Annotated in this window: 18 protein-coding genes and 1 pseudogene; 8 read left to right on the top strand and 11 right to left on the bottom strand. The window is 68.9% G+C overall.

Annotated elements, in window-relative coordinates:
* Positions 1 to 3: 3 nt before the first annotated feature.
* The 3 genes from FHU38_RS19290 to FHU38_RS19280 form a co-directional block, all read right to left on the bottom strand.
* Positions 4 to 1,380, bottom strand: coding sequence for a DEAD/DEAH box helicase (locus FHU38_RS19290; RefSeq protein WP_167173410.1), 1,377 nt, complete (start codon positions 1,378 to 1,380; stop codon positions 4 to 6).
* A gap of 305 nt (positions 1,381 to 1,685) precedes the next feature.
* The gene (gene yaaA, locus FHU38_RS19285) at positions 1,686 to 2,429 is read right to left on the bottom strand and encodes a peroxide stress protein YaaA (protein WP_167173409.1); all 744 of its coding nucleotides are present in this window, start codon (positions 2,427 to 2,429) and stop codon (positions 1,686 to 1,688) included.
* Positions 2,430 to 2,463: 34 nt separating this feature from the next.
* On the bottom strand, positions 2,464 to 2,817 hold the full coding sequence (locus tag FHU38_RS19280; protein WP_167173406.1) for a VOC family protein: 354 nt from the start codon (positions 2,815 to 2,817) through the stop codon (positions 2,464 to 2,466).
* Between the two features lie 110 nt (positions 2,818 to 2,927).
* Here FHU38_RS19280 and FHU38_RS19275 point away from each other — a divergent pair, with 110 nt between their 5' ends.
* Both FHU38_RS19275 and FHU38_RS19270 read left to right on the top strand, forming a co-directional pair.
* Entirely contained in the window at positions 2,928 to 4,676 is a 1,749-nt protein-coding gene (locus FHU38_RS19275; protein WP_167173404.1) for a proline--tRNA ligase, read from the top strand.
* A 105-nt stretch (positions 4,677 to 4,781) separates the two neighbouring features.
* Positions 4,782 to 5,849: pseudogene (locus FHU38_RS19270) on the top strand (ABC transporter permease); the annotation flags it as partial.
* Here the strand turns inward: FHU38_RS19270 and FHU38_RS19265 are convergent.
* Positions 5,793 to 6,203: a secondary thiamine-phosphate synthase enzyme YjbQ gene (locus FHU38_RS19265; RefSeq protein WP_167173402.1), complete on the bottom strand. Its 411-nt coding sequence runs from the start codon at positions 6,201 to 6,203 to the stop codon at positions 5,793 to 5,795. The pseudogene FHU38_RS19270 and the gene FHU38_RS19265 sit on opposite strands and share 57 nt — an antisense overlap.
* A gap of 138 nt (positions 6,204 to 6,341) precedes the next feature.
* On the opposite strand from FHU38_RS19265, the gene FHU38_RS19260 reads away from it, so the two are divergent.
* From FHU38_RS19260 to FHU38_RS19250, 3 genes are read left to right on the top strand one after another with little or no spacing between them, the layout of a single operon-like run.
* A complete protein-coding gene (locus FHU38_RS19260; RefSeq protein ID WP_167173399.1) occupies positions 6,342 to 7,457 on the top strand; it encodes a Re/Si-specific NAD(P)(+) transhydrogenase subunit alpha in 1,116 nt (371 codons plus the stop codon).
* Positions 7,457 to 7,765, top strand: coding sequence for an NAD(P) transhydrogenase subunit alpha (locus tag FHU38_RS19255; protein ID WP_009153074.1), 309 nt, complete (start codon positions 7,457 to 7,459; stop codon positions 7,763 to 7,765). Before FHU38_RS19260 ends, FHU38_RS19255 begins: the two co-directional genes overlap by 1 nt.
* Positions 7,762 to 9,147 carry an NAD(P)(+) transhydrogenase (Re/Si-specific) subunit beta gene (locus FHU38_RS19250; protein ID WP_167173397.1) on the top strand — a complete coding sequence of 462 codons (1,386 nt, stop codon included), beginning with the start codon at positions 7,762 to 7,764 and terminating at the stop codon, positions 9,145 to 9,147. The genes FHU38_RS19255 and FHU38_RS19250 overlap by 4 nt, the downstream gene beginning before the upstream one ends.
* Before the next feature lie 24 nt (positions 9,148 to 9,171).
* On the opposite strand, the gene FHU38_RS26995 is transcribed toward FHU38_RS19250, so the two are convergent.
* Positions 9,172 to 9,948 (bottom strand): Lsr2 dimerization domain-containing protein, encoded by a 777-nt coding sequence (locus tag FHU38_RS26995; protein ID WP_208415737.1) that lies wholly within the window; start codon positions 9,946 to 9,948, stop codon positions 9,172 to 9,174.
* 187 nt (positions 9,949 to 10,135) lie between these two features.
* Entirely contained in the window at positions 10,136 to 11,458 is a 1,323-nt protein-coding gene (locus FHU38_RS19240; protein ID WP_167173395.1) for a hypothetical protein, read from the bottom strand.
* Positions 11,459 to 11,619: 161 nt separating this feature from the next.
* Here FHU38_RS19240 and FHU38_RS19235 point away from each other — a divergent pair, with 161 nt between their 5' ends.
* The 3 genes from FHU38_RS19235 (at position 11,620) to FHU38_RS19225 (ending at position 14,425) form a co-directional block, all read left to right on the top strand.
* Positions 11,620 to 13,116: a S8 family serine peptidase gene (locus FHU38_RS19235; RefSeq protein WP_167173393.1), complete on the top strand. Its 1,497-nt coding sequence runs from the start codon at positions 11,620 to 11,622 to the stop codon at positions 13,114 to 13,116.
* A 208-nt stretch (positions 13,117 to 13,324) separates the two neighbouring features.
* The gene (locus FHU38_RS19230; RefSeq protein WP_167173390.1) at positions 13,325 to 13,816 is read left to right on the top strand and encodes a DUF3145 domain-containing protein; all 492 of its coding nucleotides are present in this window, start codon (positions 13,325 to 13,327) and stop codon (positions 13,814 to 13,816) included.
* 21 nt (positions 13,817 to 13,837) lie between these two features.
* Positions 13,838 to 14,425 carry a hypothetical protein gene (locus tag FHU38_RS19225; RefSeq protein WP_313886831.1) on the top strand — a complete coding sequence of 196 codons (588 nt, stop codon included), beginning with the start codon at positions 13,838 to 13,840 and terminating at the stop codon, positions 14,423 to 14,425.
* 12 nt (positions 14,426 to 14,437) lie between these two features.
* On the opposite strand, the gene FHU38_RS19220 is transcribed toward FHU38_RS19225, so the two are convergent.
* From FHU38_RS19220 to FHU38_RS19200, 5 genes are all read right to left on the bottom strand, one after another.
* A complete protein-coding gene (locus tag FHU38_RS19220; protein WP_167173388.1) occupies positions 14,438 to 15,685 on the bottom strand; it encodes a beta-ketoacyl-[acyl-carrier-protein] synthase family protein in 1,248 nt (415 codons plus the stop codon).
* A 29-nt stretch (positions 15,686 to 15,714) separates the two neighbouring features.
* Positions 15,715 to 15,960 carry an acyl carrier protein gene (locus FHU38_RS19215; protein WP_167173386.1) on the bottom strand — a complete coding sequence of 82 codons (246 nt, stop codon included), beginning with the start codon at positions 15,958 to 15,960 and terminating at the stop codon, positions 15,715 to 15,717.
* Positions 15,961 to 16,028: 68 nt separating this feature from the next.
* Positions 16,029 to 17,015 carry a beta-ketoacyl-ACP synthase III gene (locus FHU38_RS19210; RefSeq protein ID WP_167173384.1) on the bottom strand — a complete coding sequence of 329 codons (987 nt, stop codon included), beginning with the start codon at positions 17,013 to 17,015 and terminating at the stop codon, positions 16,029 to 16,031.
* Positions 17,012 to 17,914, bottom strand: coding sequence for an ACP S-malonyltransferase (locus tag FHU38_RS19205; protein ID WP_167173382.1), 903 nt, complete (start codon positions 17,912 to 17,914; stop codon positions 17,012 to 17,014). The genes FHU38_RS19210 and FHU38_RS19205 overlap by 4 nt, the downstream gene beginning before the upstream one ends.
* Positions 17,915 to 18,028: 114 nt before the next feature.
* Entirely contained in the window at positions 18,029 to 19,222 is a 1,194-nt protein-coding gene (locus tag FHU38_RS19200) for a PucR family transcriptional regulator (RefSeq protein ID WP_167173380.1), read from the bottom strand.
* Positions 19,223 to 19,365 lie beyond the last annotated feature (143 nt).

Raw genomic sequence — 19,365 nt, 5'->3', positions numbered from 1 at the left:
GGCTCAGGCGTTGGAGCGGTGCTGGCGGCGACCCGGCCGCTGTGGCCGCCCCATGCCCGCGTGCTCACGGCCCTTGCCGTGCTCGCGTCGCGCGCCGAACGAGGGCCTGCCCCGGTCGGAGGTGACCCTGCGGTGCGGCCTGCCCTGCTCCGCCGCCTGCCGGGGTCGCCGGTGCTCGGCCACCGGCACGCCACTCGGCGTGCGAGCGCCCGTGATCCGCGCCAGCTCGACGTCTCCCGGGCGCACGGCCGTGTACCGTGGCCGCACGCCCGCCTTCTCCGTCATGCGGCGGACGGTGCGTCGCTGGTCGTGGGTCAGCAGTGTCACGACCGTTCCCGACGCGCCCGCGCGGGCGGTGCGGCCTGCCCTGTGCAGGTAGTCCTTGTGGTCGGCCGCGGGGTCCACGTGCAGTACCAGGCTCACGTCGTCGACGTGGATACCGCGTGCCGCGACATCGGTGGCCACTAGCACGGGGGTCCGGCCGTCCTTGAAGTCGGCGAGCACCCGGTTGCGCTGTCCCTGCGTCTTGCCGCCGTGCAGCGCGCCCGCCCGCACGCCGCTGGCAAGCAGGCGGGTGGTCAGCCGGTCGACGTGGTGCTTGGTGCGCACGAACATGATCGTGCGGCCCTCCCGCGCGCCGATCTCGGTCACCACCGGCAGCTTGTCGTCCTTGTGGACCTGCAGCAGGTAGTGCTCCATGGTGGTGACGCTCGCGGTGACCGGTGCGACCGAATGGGTCACCGGGTCGGTGAGGTAGTCCGCCACGAGCCTGCCGACGGCGCCGTCAAGCGTCGCGGAGAACAGCAGCCGCTGACCACTGCTGGGCGTGAGGTCGAGGATCTCCCTGACCTGCGGAAGGAAGCCCATGTCGGCCATCTGGTCGGCCTCGTCGATGGCGATGTGCTCGACGCCGTCGAGAGCGCACGTGCCCTGCCTGACATGGTCGGAAAGCCGGCCCGGCGTGGCGATCAGCAGATCAACGCCCCGTGCCAGCGCGTCGGCCTGCCGGGAGAACGACATCCCGCCGACGGCGGTCCGGCACCACAGGCCGAGTGACTTGGCCAGCGGGATGAGCGCGTCGGCCACCTGCATGGCGAGTTCCCTTGTGGGCACCAGGACAAGCGCCCTCGGGCGTCGCGACTGGGCCTTACCGCCGTCGAGCCTGGTCAGCAGGGCAAGACCGAACGCAAGCGTCTTGCCGGACCCGGTCTGTGCCCGGCCGAGCACGTCCCGACCTGCGAGCGCGTCGGGCAGTGTCGCGGCCTGGATCGGGAAGGCGGCGGTCATGCCCGACTGCAGCAGCGTGCGCTGCAACGGCTTCGGCAGGTTCAGGTCGGCGAACGTGACGGTCGCGGGTGCCTGTGGAGATGTGATTGTCACTCAATGCCTCTCGGACGTGGCACGTCACAGGGAGGCCCGGGTGCGCGTACGCAGGATGCCGCGATGACGGTGCGGTGGGCGTTCACAAGGACGAACCCGGCGCAGCAGGTTCTGCGCCGCTGACGGATGGAACACCGCGTCGGGGCGAGCCTGCGGGCTCAGGCGGTGCTCAGGAAAGTCTACACCCGGTCGATCGACCTGTTCCTCGCAGCCGGTGACGTCGCCCTGATGTGTCCACAATTGATGGTTCGGCGCGGCTAGCGGCCTGCGCCCGAGTGAGCCGCCGCCGCTGCCGACCCCAGGGTTCAGCCAGCGATGACCAGGTCGAGCTGCCGCTCGCCTGCCTGTTCCAGCTCGAGGCCCGCACGCGAGGCCACGCGAAGTACATCCTCCACTGTGGACGCTTCGGTCGGGCTGGTGGCGAGTGCGGCGGCGAGCCTGCCCTTGTGTGCCTTGTTGTGATGGCTGACCGTTTTGCGTAGGCCCGAGCCGTCCTCGGTCAGTACCCGCACGGTCACCGCGGCGGGTACCTTGGCCAGCGCCGCGTAGGGGCTGGAGCGCAGGTCGACGACGAGTTCGTCCAGCCCCGCCAGCACCGGTTCCAGCGCGGGCCGCCACAGGCCGCGCAGCGAGCCGAAACCGGGCAGCTTGCTGCCCGCCGAGAGCCGGTACGGCGGGATCGGGTCGTCGGCGCGCAACAGTCCGAACAGCGCCGAAGCCACGGCGAGTCGGCGACCGGCCCTCCGCAGTTCCGTTTTGCTCATGCCCGCGGTGTCGAGGGCGTCGTAGAGCACACCGGTGTAGCGGCGAAGCGCCGGGGTGGTGGGCGCCGACCGCAGTCGCGCGTTGCGCTCCACCTCCGCCGACTGTCGTTCGGAGATGCCGAGCGCGGCTGCCGCGGCAGGAAGGTCGTCGGCCAGTTCCACCAGCGCGTCGGCCAGTTTTCGGCGCACCGGGTTCAGCTCGGGGAAGGACAGGGAGTCAAGCTCCAGCGGGGTCCCTGTCCCGCCGTCGGCCTTGGTTTCGGAGGGTGGCAGCAGCACGAGCACGGCCGCGAGGGTAACCGCGGCCGCGCTCGTCGTCTCAGTCGTGGTGGCTGCCCACGCAGAACCGGTTGCCGTCGGGGTCCGCCAGCACGGTCCAGCGCAGTCCGGGCACCTCGTGCTCGGCGAGCTCACGTGCCCCCAGTTCCACCAGCCTGGCCACCTCCGTCGCACGGTCATCGGTGCTCAGGTCGAGGTGGACGCTGTTCTTACCGGCCGTCGGCTGCTCGACCCGTTGCAGCCCGACCCGCACGCCCGTTCCTTCCTGACTCGTCAGCATCACGAAATCGCCGTAGTCCGCGGCGACCTCCACGCCCAGTGCTCTCGTCCAGAACCGCGCCAGCCGAGCGGGTTCGACGCAGTCGATGGTCACCATGCCGAGTAGTGCGTTCATCTCGGGGACACTATTTGGCAGGTACGACAATCCGGTTGCAGCAGCTCACCCGGTGTTGACTACCCTTCGTACATCGCCTTTTCCAGAGCCTGCCCAGCTAGGAGAACACCGTGATCACCAGGATGTCGTCGCTGTTCCTGCGCACTCTGCGCGAGGACCCGGCGGACGCCGAGGTGCCCAGCCACCGGCTGCTGGTACGTGCCGGATACGTCCGGCGGGTGGCCCCGGGCGGGTACTCCTGGCTGCCGCTGGGGCTGCGGGTTCTACGCCGGATCGAGGCCGTAGTGCGCGAGGAGATGGACGCGATCGGCGCACAGGAGATTCAGTTTCCCGCGTTGCTGCCGAAGGAGCCTTACGAGGCGACCGGAAGGTGGACGGAGTACGGGCCGAGCGTGTTCCGGCTGAAGGACCGCAAAGGTGCCGATTACCTGCTCGGCCCTACCCACGAGGAGCTGTTCGCACTCACGGTGAAGGGTGAGTACAGCTCGTACAAGGACTATCCGGTCATCCTCTACCAGATCCAGACGAAGTACCGCGACGAGGCACGGCCACGGGCAGGCCTGCTGCGTGGCCGCGAGTTCGTGATGAAGGACTCCTACTCCTTCGACCTCGGCGACGAGGGGTTGGCGCGGTCATACCGGCTGCACCGCGACGCCTACCTGCGGATCTTCGACCGGCTCGGGCTCGATTATGTCGTCGTGGCCGCCACCTCGGGTGCGATGGGCGGCTCGGCATCGGAGGAGTTCCTCGCGGTGGCGCAGACCGGTGAGGACACCTACGTGCGCAGCACGGAGTCCGACTACGCGGCCAACGTCGAAGCCGTGGCCACCCCGGCGCCACCGGAGCAGCCCATCGAGGGCAAGCCACAGGCGCAGGTGCACTACACGCCGGACACACCGACTATCGAGACGCTGGTGGACTTCCTCAACGCGGCCGAAATCGGGCGCACCTTCACCGCGGCGGACACGCTGAAGAACGTGCTGGTCAAGACACGTAACCCTGGTGAGAGGGAGTGGCGACTGCTCGGGATCGGTGTGCCCGGCGACCGCGAGGTCGACATGAAGCGGCTGGAGGCATCGCTGGAGCCCGCCGAGGTGGCGCTGCTTGAGGAGGCCGACTTCGCGGCCAACCCGTTCCTGGTCAAGGGCTACATCGGGCCGGGCGCACTGGCCGCCAACGGCGTGCGCTATCTGGTCGATCCACGCGTGGTGCGGGGTAGCGCCTGGGTCACCGGTGCCGACAAGCCGGACCACCACGTGGTCGACCTGGTGTGCGGTCGCGACTTCACCCCGGACGGCACGATCGAGGCCGCGGAGGTGCGCGAGGGAGATGCCTCACCCGACGGCAAGGGCACGCTGGTCTCGGCGCGTGGCATCGAGATCGGACACATCTTCCAGCTCGGCCGCAAGTACACCGACGCTTTCGAGGTGGATGCGCTGGGCCCCGACTCGAAACCGGTCCGCATCACGATGGGCTCCTACGGCATCGGGGTGTCCCGGCTCGTCGCCGCCATCGCCGAGCAGCACCATGACGACCTGGGGCTCGTCTGGCCGCGCTCGGTGGCGCCCGCCGACGTGCACGTCGTGGTCGCGGGTAAGGACGAGGCGGTGGCGCAGGGCGGCGAGCGTATCGCCGAGGAGCTGGCCGGACGCGGTGTGAGTGTGTTGCTCGACGATCGCAAGGCAACGCCCGGCGTCAAGTTCGCCGATGCGGAACTGATCGGCGTACCGACGATCGTGGTGGTCGGCCGAGGCCTGGCCAAGGGCGTTGTCGAGGTCAAGGACCGTGCTTCCGGCAACCGCGACGAGGTCGCGGTTGACGAGGTCGTGACTCACCTGGTTGAGCTGGTCAAGGCCTGAAGGCTCGGGCGGACCCCGCTCTTTTTCAACGCGCGTTGACATAAGTCCGGCCTCGGCATAGCGTCGACCCTGAATTCAACGCGTGCAGAAAATTTGGAGGCGGGCATGGTCGATCCAACTCCGCACCCCTCGCGCGGCGGCGGACGGCTCCTCGTACTGACCGCGCTGCTGGGCGCACTCGCCGCCACGGTGCTGGGGTTCCTCACCTTCGGAGCGCAGGCCACCGCGGAACCGAACGGCATCCCCGTCGCTGTGGCGGCGCCGGAGGGTGGCCCGCTGCGGGCTGTCGCCGGCCAGGTCGCCACCCGGGGTGGGGAAGCGGTGGACTGGCGAGTGACGACAGCGAGGCAGGCCAGGCTCCTGCTCGAGGACAAGGACGTCTACGGGGTACTCGAACTCCGCCAGGAGGAGCGAGGGCCGTCGGTGTACGTGGTCGTCTCGGCAGCGGTCAACCCGGCGGGCACCCAGGTGGCGCAGCAGGTGCTGACGATGACGGGTCAGGCCGTGGCAGAACGGCTGGCGCAGGCCACGCCGGATGTCGCGGCGGTGCCCGTCGAGGTCGAAACGCTGCACCAGACGGGCACCGCGGGCCGGTTCGCGCCGCTGGCGATCAGCGCGCTGGCGTGGGTCGGCGGCCTGGCGGCCGGAGCGTCGCTGACCGTGCTGTCGGCTCGGAGTGGGGTGCTGCCGCGTCGCGGCAGCCGCATCACCCACGTGTTGGTTACCAGCACACTCCTCACCGGTGCGTTGCTGGGTCTGCTCGCGCTGTGGGACTCCTCGCTCGACCTGGGTCTGGCCACGGTCGGATTCGTCTTCCTGACCGCGTTGGCGTTCGCGGCCGTGCAGGCAGGTCTGTTGCGGTTACTGGGACTTCGGGCGATGGCCGTACTGGGACCGCTTTACCTGCTGGCACCTGCCGTAGCGGGCCAGGTGCCGGAACTGCTCGACTCCGCATACCGCACGTTGCTGTGGTCGTGGACGCCGTTTCGGTTCTCCACCGAGGCGTTGCGCAGCCTGCTACTCGGCACGCCGCACGCACCCGATGTCGCCGCGGGCGCGTGGGTGCTAACGGGGTTGCTCGTCGCGGGCCTGCTGATGGTGCTGTGGCCGACGCGTTCAGCCGTTGAGGAAGCTCAGCCGCAGCCGCCTGACGGGGTTGTCGATGTTGGTGTCGACAAGGCAGATCGACTGCCAGGTGCCGAGGGCGAGCGCCCCGCCGAGGACGGGAACGCTGGCGTACGGCGGTAGGAAGGCAGGCAGCACGTGGTCACGGCCGTGACCACTGCTGCCGTGCCGGTGTCGCCACCGGTCGTCCCTCGGCAGCAGCTCGTCCACGGCGGCGAGCAGGTCGTCGTCGCTTCCCGCGCCGGTTTCCAGGATCGCCAGCCCCGCCGTCGCGTGCGGGACCCAGACGTGCAGCAGGCCGTCATCGGCCGCCACGTCCGAAAGGAAGCGCTCCGCATCCTTGGTGATGTCGTGGACGGTGGCGCGGCCCCCGGTGCGTACCTCGATCTCCGTGGAATGCATAGCACAACGGTAGCGGCAGGTGAAGTGCATACAGTATGCAATATTGTGGTGATTGCGACACGTATCACCCGACCCGTGGCAGCGTATTGGTCAAGTATGGTCTGCACGCCGTACCTCACTCCTGAGGAGGACGCCATAGTGACCGATACCGAGACCTCGTCGACGCCGCTGACCATCGGCGTGGTCAAGGAGACCAAGCCTGACGAACGCAGGGTCGCGCTGGTGCCGAAGCTTGTCGAACGGCTCACCAGACGTGGGCTGCGTGTCGTGGTGGAACCCGGCGCGGGTGCCGCGGCCCAACTGTCCGACGAGCTGTTCACCGACGCGGGCGCCACCGTCGGCGACGCCTGGAACGCCGACGTCGTGCTCAAGGTCGCGCCGCCGACAACCAGCGAGATCGAACGGTTGTCGCGGGGCACCGTGCTCATCGGATTCCTCGCGCCGCTGACCAACGTGGAGGAGGTTGCCGCGCTGAAACAGGCGGGCATCCGCGCCTTCGCCGTGGAATCCATTCCCCGGATCTCCCGCGCTCAGGCGATGGACGCGCTGTCCTCGCAGGCAAACGTCGCGGGGTATCGCGCCGTGCTGCTGGCGGCCCAGCGACTACCCAAGTTCTTCCCCATGCTCACCACCGCGGCGGGGACGGTGCCGCCCGCGAAGGCGCTCGTGCTCGGTGCGGGTGTGGCGGGGCTGCAGGCACTGGCCACGGCCAAGCGCCTCGGCGCGCAGCCGACCGGGTACGACGTGCGCCCCGAGGTAGCCGAACAGGTGAAATCGGTGGGCGCGCAATGGCTCGACCTCGGGATCGAGGCCGTGGGCGAAGGCGGCTACGCCCGTGAACTGACCGAGGACGAACGTGCCGAACAGCAGCGGCGCCTCACCGAAGCGATCACGGAGTTCGACGTGGTCATCACCACCGCACTGGTTCCGGGGCGCAAGGCCCCGACGCTTGTCACCGCCGACGCGGTGCGCGGCATGCGGCCCGGCAGCGTCGTCGTCGACATGGCGGGGGAGAGCGGTGGCAACTGTGAGCTGACGGAGCCCGGCACCGACGTCGTGGTGCACGACGTGACGATCTGCTCGCCGCTGAACCTGCCTGCCGAGATGCCGGTGCACGCCAGCGAACTCTACGCGCGCAATCTCACCGAATTGCTCGAGTTGATGGTGGATTCGGAAGGCAGGCTCGCGCTCGACTTTTCCGACGAGATCGTGGCCGGCGCCTGCGTCGCCGGAGCGGACGAGGAGGTGAACTGATGCTGGTCCAGAACCTGGCGATCCTCGTACTCGCCGGATTCGTCGGTTTCGCGGTGATTTCCAAAGTGCCCAACACGCTGCACACACCGCTGATGTCGGGCACGAACGCCATCCACGGCATTGTGCTGCTCGGCGGGCTCATCGTGCTCGGGCTGGGTACCGAGGGCGTGCTCAACAAGGTGCTGCTCGTGATCGCGATCGCGTTCGGCACGATCAACGTGGTCGGCGGTTTCCTCGTCACCGACCGCATGCTCGGGATGTTCAAGCAGAAGCCCAAGCAGGACGCCGCCAAGGAGGCGCGGAAGTGACCACCTTCGTCTCCGTCCTCTACATCATCGCTTTCGCGCTGTTCATCTACGGCCTGATGGGGCTGACCGGCCCACGGACCGCCGTACGCGGCAACTGGATCGCCGCCGTCGGCATGGCGATCGCCGTCATCGCGACACTGCTGTTGCCCGGGATGGGCAACTGGTGGCTTATCGCGCTCGGTGTCGGGATCGGCACGGTGGTCGGCGTTCCGGCGGCCCGTAAGGTCAAGATGACCGCGATGCCGCAGATGGTGGCACTGTTCAACGGCGTGGGCGGTGGCGCGGTCGCGCTGATCGCCTGGGTGGAGTTCCGCGACACCGCGGGGTATGCGCACGAACCGCTCTACGTCGCGATCGCGTCGTTGTTCGCCGCGATCGTCGGTTCGGTGTCGTTCTGGGGCTCCAACATCGCCTTCGGCAAGCTTCAGGAACTGATCTCCGGGCGGCCGATCACCGTGGGCAAGCTGCAGCAGCCTCTCAACGTGGTGCTGCTCGCGGCCGCCGTGGCTTGCGCGGTGGCCATCGCCTCCGGCGCGAACTCGGAGTGGCTCATCATCGGCGTGCTGGTGGCCTCGGCGCTGTTCGGCCTGATGGTGGTGCTGCCCATCGGCGGTGCGGACATGCCGGTGGTGATCTCGCTCCTCAACGCGCTCACCGGATTGTCGGCGGCCGCGATGGGGGTCGCGCTGAACAACACGGCGCTCATCGTCGCGGGCATGATCGTCGGTGCGTCCGGCTCGATCCTCACCAACCTGATGGCCAAGGCCATGAACCGGTCCATCCCCGCCATCGTCGCGGGCGGATTCGGCGGCGGAGCCACCGCGGGCGGACCCAAGGTTGTCGAGGAGCGCCCGGTGCGCAGCACGAGCGCCGCCGATGCCGCCATTCAGATGGCGTACGCGAGCAAGGTCGTGGTGGTCCCCGGGTACGGCATGGCGGTGGCGCAGGCTCAGCACGCGGTTCGGGAGATGGCGGACCTGCTCGAAGCCAAGGGCATCGAGGTCAGCTACGCCATCCACCCAGTCGCGGGCCGGATGCCAGGGCACATGAACGTGCTGCTCGCCGAGGCCGACGTGCCGTACGAGTCGCTCAAGGAAATGGACGAGAGCAACTCGCAGTTCCCGCAGACCGATGTCGCACTGGTGATCGGAGCCAACGACGTCACCAACCCCGCCGCGCAGTCCGACCCGAACTCGCCGATCTACGGCATGCCCATCCTGCACGTGAACGCCAGCCGGTCGGTCATCGTGCTGAAGCGGTCGATGGGTTCGGGCTTCGCCGGTATCGAGAACGAGCTGTTCTTCGACCCGAAGACCAGCATGCTGTTCGGTGATGCGAAGACGTCTGTCAGCGACATCGTGGAGGAACTCAAGGCGTTGTGACCATGGTGGGCGAGGCCGGCCCGGTCAGTTGACAGCGGAGAAGGTCACCTTCGGCACGCCGGAGGATTTCGACGCCCGCTTGTCAGCCTTACCGGTGCCGGCCTTGCCGGTCTTACCTGCGGTGGTCTTGGCAGGCTTGCCGCCTCGGGCGGGCTTGGCGCTGCCTTCGGTGGTGTCCTTCGCGGCCGTGCGCCTGCCGCTGGTGGAGCCTGTGGGCTTGGCCTTCGTGCCCTTGGTAGCCGTTGCCGTCGCGGCGCGGGTACTGGTGCTCTTGGTTGTACTTCTCGCGGTGCTCTTCGCAGCGGTCTTCGGGGTGCTTTTCGGGGTGGCCTTCGCGGTGCTCTGCGGAGTGGCCTTGGCCTTCGCACGTGTTGTGTCCGCGGTCGTGGCCGACTTCGCCCTGCCCCGCTGTGTCTTGCCCGACGTCTTCGCGGTGGTCTTGGTGGAACCAGCGGAGGGTTCGGCGGTGGTGGCCTTGCGGGGAGTCGCCCGCAACTTGTCGCTCGTCGCGGGTTTGGTCTTTTCCGCGGCTGCCCGCTTTGGCAGTGCGGAGCCTGGTGTCTTCCTGGTCGCACGCTTGCCCCGCGCGGGCGGTGTGCCGATCCGACGTGGCCTGCGCTTGCGCCCGCCGACCCTGCGACCGGAGCCGACATAGCGATCCAGCGCCGCTCGCAGGTTGCCCGCGTTCTCGCTGGAGAGGTCGATGTCGTACTCGACGCCGTCCAACGCGAACCGGACCGTCTCCACCGCGGGTTCGCCGTTGATGTCGTCCAGCGTCTGAATCGACGTGCTCCTGGCCATCCAGGACCTCCCCTTGCTCCGGGCCGTGCCTGCCGAAAGGATACGCCTTGCCCGGTTTCGGCTTGGGGCCCCGGCAGGCGGCACACATCCGCGTCGAGGGAGACCGGTCGAGCCCGGTGGCAGGCCATCGGCTGGCGCATCGGTGCAGCCGGTTGCGCCGGAGGTGAATCCGGAATGGACAGACGGTTCAACCCCTGCCCGGCAGCCGCAGTGCCGCCTCGGCGGCGGTGACAAGGGCAGGGTCGTCCGGTGTGGACGCCCCGGTACGTGGACATGCGAGCACGAGCAGCACGGTGCTTCCCTGCCGCTCGCTGGCGTAGGCAGCGTTGGCGAAGGAGGGCGGCTCGCCGGGCCAGCCGGCTCGCTCGGCGGCGAGGTCGATCAGGACGCCGCTGCCCGGCGTGTCGGCGAGGGTGTGGAAGGCAGTCGCCTCCGGCTCGTCGGAGAAGGTCAGCGCCGCCACCGAGACAGCGACGGCCTTACCAGCCACGCGTGCCTGGTAGCTGCCCCGCCACACCCGCGAGCAGCCGGAGGTGTCGAGGAAGACCTGTAGCTCGCCGAGCGCATGCCTGGCGCATTCGGCGTCGTCGCCTCGCGCGTGCTCGGTGAACTCCACACCCGCCGCCGTGACCACCGGGCGGGCGGTGTTCTGAGCGACCCCGGCCGGTTCGCTCCCGCCTGCTGCGATGATCGAGACCGTGACGGTGACCGCCACGGCGACCACACCGACAGTGGAGAGCAGCGCCCGTCTGCCGCGCAGCCCACGTCGTGGACGCGCAGGTGGCGAAGCGGTTGGCTGAGCGGCGAGTGTCGCGACGGTGTGCGGACCCGTGCTTGTGACGACGGGGATGGCGGGAGTCGTGGCGGCTGTGTCATAGGGCAAGCCGGTAGCTGTCCCGCCGGGTGCCGCGTCGGCGAACCCCTCGCCCAGCAGCGCTGCGTCGTCGAGCTCGCACGGGGTTGGCGCGAGGTTGTCGAGCAGCGCTCTCGCTCGGTCAACGGTGAGATCCTCCTTTCCCGTGGCCAACGAGACCGCCGAGGAAAGCATGGCCGCCGAGGTGGGGTAGACGACGCGGATCGGGCCGGACAGTTCCGAGGGCGGTTGCTCCACGGTCTCGGCATACGGGCCGACCGCGATGACAGTGCCGACGGCGATGCCGGGTTCCACCGCGCGTGCCAGTTCCGCGACCCTGCCGGACAGCGCGAGCGCCTCCACAGCGGGGTTCACCACGTCGTCGGCGCGCACCAGCGGCCAACCGTCGACTTTCCACGCGGCGCCGATCGGCGCCTCCAGCCGTACGGCAGGATCGGGCAGGTCGACTCCGACGACGACCAGGACACCCCTTGGTAGCACGAGCACGGCGTCGACGTCTTGTTCCACGCCGGGCGGACGCACCCCGACCAGCGCGACACCGCCCGCGACATCGGCTCCACTGCCGAGTGAGGCGAGCGCGGCGCGGATGTCGTCGAACACCTTGGCCGGCCGCCCGGGAAAACGGACGAGTCGCACCTCATACCTCCCCTGGCGCGTGACTCGCTCCGTTATAGCCGACCGGTCAGTGACTCACGTTTTCGCCTGCGCGCAAAGTAATCATTGACAGTGATCGCTGTCACCTAGTTGAGTGCTACTCCTGGGTAGATAGTCGATCCCCTACTCCTCGGGAGGCTGCAATGCGCTCACGCGGTCGGTTGCGGCGGTCTTCGCTGATCGCCGCAACCGTCACGGCTTTCGCCTTGACCGGCATGGCCCCGGCATACGGTGCCGGCTCGGCGCCGGCGCAACTGGCGTCGCTCGCGCCCGTGTCCGGCACCCTCGATGCGTTACTGTCCACGGCCTCCGGTGACGAGCAGGCGACGGTGTTGGTGCACGGCACCCGGTTGGCCGCCGCGGAGCGCGCGGTAGCGCAGGCTGGGATGACTCAACTCACGAGTTTCCGCAAGATCGCGGTTGTCGCCGCGACCGGTACGACCGAGCAGGTCAATGCTCTGCGTTCGGCCGACGGCGTCACGTACGTGGAGAACAACGACCCGATCCGGTTCTTCGCCAGCGCGGGTACTACGGCGACCCGGTCGGTGCAGGCGAGAGAGAGCCTCGTCGACGGCAGTGGCAGGCCGTTGGACGGCACGGGCGTCGGCGTCGCCGTGATCGACACGGGGGTGGACCCGAACCACCCGGCTTTCCGTGCCGAGGACGGGTCGACGCGCGTGGTCGCGAACCTGAAGAGCCTGTGTACGGACGGCACCGACACGGGATGCATCGTCAATCTGCCCACGGTCGTGGACACCGACACGCTGTCCGTCGGCGGCCACGGCACTCACGTAACCGGCATCGCGGCGGGCACCCCCTACACACTCGCGGGTGACACCCGCGTGGGTGGGTCCGCACCGGGCTCCAAGATCGTGTCGATCTCGACCGGCGCGGCGCTGCTCATTCTCGGTAGCGACGCCGCGCTGAACTGGGTGCTGGAGAACCACGCCGCACCCTGCGGTGAGGGAGTCTCCGCGAGCGAGTGTCCGCCGATCAAGGTGGTCAACAACTCCTACGGGCCCAGCGGGGGAGGGGAGTTCGATCCCAATTCCGCGACGGTGAAGCTGCAACGCGCACTCGCCGCCGAAGGCGTGGTCACCGTCTGGGCCAACGGAAACGATGGTGGAGACGGCTCGGAGAGCCTTTCGAACCCACCGGGGCAGGACCCGACGCCCGGCGTGCTTTCCGTCGCCTCCTACAACGATCAGGGCATCGGCACCCGGGACGGCACGGTCTCCGACTTCTCCTCGCGTGGCGACGCCGCCGACCGCAGCACCTGGCCGGACATCTCCGCGCCGGGGGAGAACATCGTGTCCGCGTGCAGGCCGTACCTGCCGATCTGCTCCACCGGTCTGGAGTTCGTCAACGGTCCCGGCGCCCTCGACGTTGGCACCTACAACGTCATCAGTGGCACCTCGATGGCGGCGCCGCAGATCACCGGGATCGTCGCGCAGTTGTTCCAGGCCAAGCCGAGCGCGACCCCTGGCGAGATCGAGGACGCACTGAAGGCGACCGCGTACAAGTACACCGACGGAGCCCCGTACCAGCCCGACGGCGGTTACACGTCCAGCTTCGACAAGGGCACCGGCCTTGCGGACACCGTGGCAGCGGCCACCAGGCTCGGAGCCAGCAACGGCTGATCCGGTCGGCCATCCGGGTAAGGGAGTTCCACCGTGGGCCCCGCGGCGGAACTCCCTTGCTCACTGGCCGGTGTGATTTCTGGTGCTCGTGTGGCCAAACGGGTGAGTGCGGTGCAGAATGTGGGTCAAGCATCGCCGCGGGTTGATTATTCCGCCATTGACGAGGTCGTAGGGGAAGACGCCCCTCGTCGAGTAGCGGAGGTCAGCAGTGAGCACTCGTGGCGTGGTGTACGTCCACTCGTCGCCGTCTGCGGTTTGCCCGCACGTCGAGTGGGCGATCTCCGGCACGCTCGGTGGCCGGGTGGAGTTGCGCTGGACAGCCCAACCCGCCGCCCCCGGGCAGTTGCGTGCCGAGTGTGACTGGCGCGCGCCCGCGGGTACCGCGGGCAAGCTCGCTTCCGCGCTGAAGGCGTGGCCCATGGTCCGCTTCGAGGTCACCGAGGAGCCAAGTCCCGGTGTCGACGGACAACGCTTCTGCTACGCGCCCGGCCTCGGCCTGTGGCACGCGAGAACCAGCGCCAACGGCGACATCGTCGTCGGCGAGGACCACCTTCGCGGGCTGGCGTCGCGTTGCAGGGCGGGCGAGCAGTTGGCGCACGAACTCGACAAGTTGCTGGGCGTGAGTTGGGACGAGGCGCTCGAGCCGTTCCGCCACGCCGGTGATGGGGCGCCGGTCACCTGGCTGCACCAGGTCGGCTGACGCTCTGGCTAGTCTTGCCGGGTGCCCGCCACCCCGTCTCCAGGCCTGCTTCGCTGGCTGGTTCCGGTGCTCATCGTGGTGGTATCGCTGACCGTGGGCGGCGGCCTGCTGGCACGAGAGCTGTACCAGCCTCCCCGCCGTGACGATGGCCCCGCCACGAGCGTGCGCGCCACGACGCCGTGGCCGCCTGGCCGCCAGCCCGGTTCCCCTAAGGTCGGGTTCACCGGCGACGCGGCGGCCCACCCTGAAGCGGAGCCGGTGAGGCGGCTGCTCCAGGAGCACTTCGACGCCATCAACGCCCGTGACTACGACCGGTGGGCCAGGACGGTCGTCGCCGAGCGGACACAGACCCAGCCGCGACCGGAATGGCTCGCCAACTACCGCAGTACCAGGGACGGCAGCATCCTGGTCTACCGGATCGAGGCCGCGCCCAACGGGTTGACCGTGCTGATCGGATTCACCAGCACCCAGGACGTGGCGGACGCACCACCCGAACTGCCCGAAGCGTGCATCCGCTGGCGGCTGGCGTTGCCACTGGCGAGGCAGCACGATGGGTGGCGGATCGACACCCTGCCCGCAGGCAGCACACCCGAGTACACGAGCTGCTGACGGTCCGCCGAGCTACGCCGCGGTGAACAGCAGCGCGGTGTTGTGCCCGCCGAAGCCGAACGAGTTGCTGATGGCCGCGCTCAGCTGCACCTTGCGCGGCTCACCGGCGACCACGTCGAGGTCAACCTTGGGGTCGAGGTTGGTCAGGTTCAGCGTCGCGGGCACGATCCCGTGGTACAGCGACAGGATCGTCACTATGCCCTCGACAGCCCCCGCGCCACCGACCAGGTGACCGAGTGCGCCCTTGGGCGCCGTCACAACGGGCTGGTCGCCGATCGCCTTGCGGATGGCCGCGGCCTCGCCGACGTCACCCACGACCGTCGAGGTCGCGTGTGCGTTGACGTGCCCGACATCGCCGGGAGTGAGCCCGGCCATCTGGATCGCGTTGTTCATCGCGGCGATCTGCCCGATGCCGTCGGGGTGATTGCCGGTGATGTGGTAGGCGTCGGAGGTGATCCCGTAGCCGCTCAGCCGCGCGTAGACGCGAGCACCACGTGCTTTCGCCCGGTCGGCGCGCTCCAGCACCACCACCCCGGCTCCCTCCCCGAGCACGAAGCCGTCCCGGTTGGCATCGAACGGCCGGGAAGCGTGCTCAGGGTCGTCGTTGCGGGTCGACACGGTCCTGGCCTGGGCGAACCCGGCGATCGTGATGGGTGCGATGCAGGCTTCCGCCCCGCCTGCGAGCACCACGTCGGCGCGCCCGTTCTGGATCATCTGGAACCCGCTGGCGATCCCCTCCGCGCCGGAGGCACAGGCCGATGCGGGCGAGTGCACCCCGGCGCGGGCCTTGCGGTCGATTCCCACGTGGGCGGCGGGCCCGTTGGGCATGAGCATCGGGACCGTCAACGGCGACACCTTGCGGATGCCGTGCTCCGCGAGCAGGTCGTGCTGGTTGAGCAGCGTGACGGGGCCACCGATGCCGGACCCGATGGAGACGCCCAGCCGGTCGGGATCGACGTCGCTGTGCTCTTCGGTCGGCTCGGTGAAGCCCGCGTCGGCCCACGCCTGCCGGGCCGCGATGAGCGCCACCTGCTCACAGCGGTCCAGCCTGCGGGCCTGCACGCGCGGGATCTGCTCCGTTGGTTCCTCGGCGAGTGCGGCACCGATCTTCACCGGTAGGTCGAGCCGCTCCACCCATTCGGCGTCGATCCTGCGGACGCCGCTGCGGCCTGCGAGCAGCCCGTCCCACGTGGACGTGACGTCCCTGCCGAGCGGCGTGGTGGCGCCCAGCCCGGTGATGACGACGTCGATGTTGCTCATGGAAGTCTCCCCGAGGTGTCCAACAGCTCCTACTTGGCGTTCGTCGCGACGTAGTCGACGGCGTCGCCGACGGTCTTGAGGTTCGCCAGCTCGTCGTCGGGGATCTTCACCCCGAACTTGTCCTCGGCCTGGACCGCGATCTCGACCATGGACAGCGAGTCGATGTCGAGGTCGTCGACGAACGACTTCTCCAGGCTCACATCGTCCTGCGCCACACCGGCGACCTCTTCGACGATCTCGGCGAGGCCGGACAGGATCTCCGCTTTGTCTGCCACTGGGTGTTTCCTTCCTGGTTTTCCCTGTTGCGGTTGCGACGAACCTTACGCCGTCGGCGTAAGTGGTATCACGGGCAGATGATCACTTGCGCCGCGTAGGAGAGCCCGGCGCCGAAGCCGATCAGGAGCACGACATCACCCTTGCGGGCGGTGCCCGCCGCACGCATATGGTCCAGCGCGAGCGGGATCGATGCAGAGGAGGTGTTGCCGGAGTACTTGATGTCGTCAGCCACCACCATGTCCTGCCTTGCTCCCTTTGCCCGTAGCCGCTTGGCGATGGCCTCGACGATACGCAGGTTCGCCTGATGCGGGATAAGGACGTCCACATCGGACAATTCGAGCCCGGCAAGTTCCACCGCCCGCATCGCCACCGGCGCCATCTGCGTGGTCGCCCAGCGGAAGACCGATTGCCCTTCCTGGAATATGTACTTGTGGTCGCGCATGTAGATCATGTCGACGAGATCGCCCGCGCTGCCCCATACAACGGGGCCGATGCCGGGCTCCTGCGACGGTCCCACAAGCGCAGCGCCCGCGCCGTCGGCGAAGATGATGGCCGTCGAGCGGTCCTGCGGGTCCACAACGTCGGTGAGCTTCTCGGCACCTATCACGAGCACCTTGCCCGCCGAGCCCGCGCGTACCAGGTCGGATGCCAGCCCGAGTCCGTAACAGAATCCGGCGCACGCGGCATTGATGTCGAACGCGCCGGCGGCCTTGATCCCGATACGGTCGGCGACCTGCCCAGCGGCGTTGGGAATGGGCGAGAGCATCGTGCAGTTCGGCAGCACCACGGTGTCCACTTCGGAGGGATCAACGCCCGCGTCCGCCAGTGCCTTGGCACCCGCCGTGACTGCCATGTCCACCAGCCGCTCGTCGTCGCTGGCGAACCTGCGTTCGACGATGCCGACCCGATCGCGGATCCACTGGTCGCTGGTGTCCATCCGCTGCGCCAACTCGTGGTTGGTGACGATCCGGTCCGGCTGTGTGCTACCAACCCCGAAAATGCGCGTGGCCGGTGCACCCTGCCTCAGCCGCAGGGTCGGCCGGGCTTGCGTCATCGCAGTTCCTCCAGGTTGGCGGGCGTCTTCAACGCTACGAGGTCGGTAACGGTGCCCTTGAGTTCTCGCTTGACCAGCCCGGTGAGGGTGCCCGCTGGCGGCAGTTCGACCGTGCGGGTGACATCGAGCGAGACCAGCCCGCGCATGGTGAGGTCCCAGCGTACCGGCCTGGTGACCTGCTCGACGAGCCTGCGCAGGTACTCCTCGCCACTGCTAACGACGTCGCCGTCGGCGTTGGAGAGCAGCGGCCGCTTCGGGTCGGCGGGCGTGATGCCGCCCGCGTGCGCGCGCAGGGCCTCCTCTGCGGGCGCCATGTAGCGGGTGTGGAACGCGCCCGCGACTTTCAACTGGCGGACCTTAGTGCCTTCCAGCGGCTCGGCGACAATCCGTTCGATGGCCTCCGCAGAGCCGGATGCCACGATCTGTCCAGCGCCGTTACGGTTGGCGGCCTCGAGTCCCTGTTCGTGCAGCCAGGCGACCACCCGTTCCGGCTCGCCGAGCAGCACGGCGGCCATGCTGGTCGGCTCGGCGGCACACGCCTTGGCCATCTCCGCGCCACGTACGGCGGCCAGCGCGACCGCGTCGTCGGCGGAGAACACACCAGCGATGGCGGCGGCGGCCAACTCACCGACCGAGTGCCCTGCGACGGGGCCGTCGCCGCCGACCTCGCCAGGCAGGTACTCGAAGGCGAGTAGTGACGCGGCGACGATCAGCGGCTGGGTGATCGCGGTGTCCTGGATCTCATCCGCGTCGGCTTCGGTGCCGAGCCGGACCAGATCGAGACCGCAACGTGTCGACCACTGCTCGAGGCGGTCTCTGGCGCCGTCGAACTCGAGCCAGGCGGTGAGCATGCCGGGAGCTTGGGACCCCTGTCCGGGGCAGAGCAGAGCGGTGGTCACCGGTCAAGGGAACACTTCGCGAGGGTGTCACCGGGATGCCGCCGAGTCACGAAGTCCATCGAGCGACGTTGTGGGAGTCCTACAAACCTGGTTCGAGCTGGTGTCATCCGGGGCTCACCACAGCCCGCGCGACCTGGCTAGCCTGCCGACCGTCAGTGCCGTGCGCAGCACCAGCGCGTCCCTGGGGTCGCCCGCGTTGCGGCCGGTGAGTTCCGCGGCCTTGCGCAGCCGGTAGCGGACCGTGTTCGGGTGCACGAACAACTGCCTCGCGCAGGTTTCCAGCACGCCGCCGCACTCGAGGTAGGCGTCGATCGTCTCCAGCAGCGCGGGGCCCGCCGCCTCCAGCGGGCGGGCGATCGACTCGATGAGTTGGCGTTCCGCCTCGGCATCGCCTGCGAGCGCCCGCTCCGGTAACAGGTCGGCCGCGTTGGCGGGCCTCGGTGCCGCAGGCCAGCCGACAACCGCGCGCAGGCCCGACAGTGCCTCGGCCGCGCTGTGGTGGGCTTGCGCCAGGCTCGCGACGGTGGGGCCCGCGACGACAGGTCCCTGCGCGAAGGCGGTGGACAGCGTCGGCAGGACCTCCCGTTCCTTCGAACCGCCTTCCGTTGCCCCCGCGACCACCACGACCAGTCGCGATCCCTGCACACCGAGCAGCACCGGCCTACCGATGCGCGCCGCCTTGCTGCGTACCTCGAACACCACCGCGGGAGGGTCGTCCGACGGCGGGTTGCCCACGAGCACCGTCGCGCTCGCCGCCGGGTCCCAACCGAGCGCGGCCGCTCTGGACAGCACGGACTCCTCCGCGTCGCCACGCACGACGCCGTCCACGACGAGCGCTTCCAGCCTCGCGTCCCACGCACCCCGCGCCTCGGCGGCGGCCGCGTAGGAGTTCGCGGCGGCGAAGGCTACCTCCCTGCCGTAGCGCAGAATGCCCTCGACGAGCGCGGCGCGTTCTCGCTCGTCGGCCGCGAACTCGTGCAGTTGTTCCTCGAACACCTCGATCGCGAGCCGCACGAGGCCGACCGTCTGCCGCAGGCTGATCCAGCGGGACAACTCGCGCGGGGCGGTGCGAAACGCGTCGGTGGTGAGCTTCAGTGCTTCCTGCGAGTCACGCAGCCAGCGGACGAAACCCGCCGCACCCGCCTGCGTGATGAGCAACACACTGGCTCGCTGGTCCGCAGGCATCCTGCCGAACCACGGCAGCCGCTCCTCCATGGCGGCAACGCTGGCCTTGGCGAGTCTGCCGGAGGCTCGTTCGAGTTCCCGTAGGGTCTTGGCGGACAACCCGTGCCGCTTCTGCGAAGACATCGTGGGTGGGATACTACGCTGGCCCACTTCCGGCCCAGAAATTACGAGACCGCCCGACACGCTGCGGTTCTCGCTGCATCGGGCGGCCTCGTCTCCCCGGTCCCCACCGGTAATTCCACTATGGACCCTCGAGATCATGGGGC

The sequence above is a fragment of the Saccharomonospora amisosensis genome (assembly GCF_011761185.1).
GTDB lineage: Bacteria > Actinomycetota > Actinomycetes > Mycobacteriales > Pseudonocardiaceae > Saccharomonospora_A > Saccharomonospora_A amisosensis.
Note: the sequence above shows the minus strand (reverse complement) of the source record. Positions and strands in the feature narration are given on the sequence as shown.

Coding starts and splice junctions, on each gene's coding strand:
- FHU38_RS19280 (WP_167173406.1), bottom strand. CDS start 2,817: ATGAACGCACTACTCGGCATGGTGACCATCGACTGCGTCGAACCCGCT.
- FHU38_RS19265 (WP_167173402.1), bottom strand. CDS start 6,203: ATGCATTCCACGGAGATCGAGGTACGCACCGGGGGCCGCGCCACCGTC.
- FHU38_RS19255 (WP_009153074.1), top strand. CDS start 7,457: ATGCTGGTCCAGAACCTGGCGATCCTCGTACTCGCCGGATTCGTCGGT.
- FHU38_RS26995 (WP_208415737.1), bottom strand. CDS start 9,948: ATGGCCAGGAGCACGTCGATTCAGACGCTGGACGACATCAACGGCGAA.
- FHU38_RS19235 (WP_167173393.1), top strand. CDS start 11,620: ATGCGCTCACGCGGTCGGTTGCGGCGGTCTTCGCTGATCGCCGCAACC.
- FHU38_RS19220 (WP_167173388.1), bottom strand. CDS start 15,685: ATGAGCAACATCGACGTCGTCATCACCGGGCTGGGCGCCACCACGCCG.
- FHU38_RS19210 (WP_167173384.1), bottom strand. CDS start 17,015: ATGACGCAAGCCCGGCCGACCCTGCGGCTGAGGCAGGGTGCACCGGCC.
- FHU38_RS19200 (WP_167173380.1), bottom strand. CDS start 19,222: ATGTCTTCGCAGAAGCGGCACGGGTTGTCCGCCAAGACCCTACGGGAA.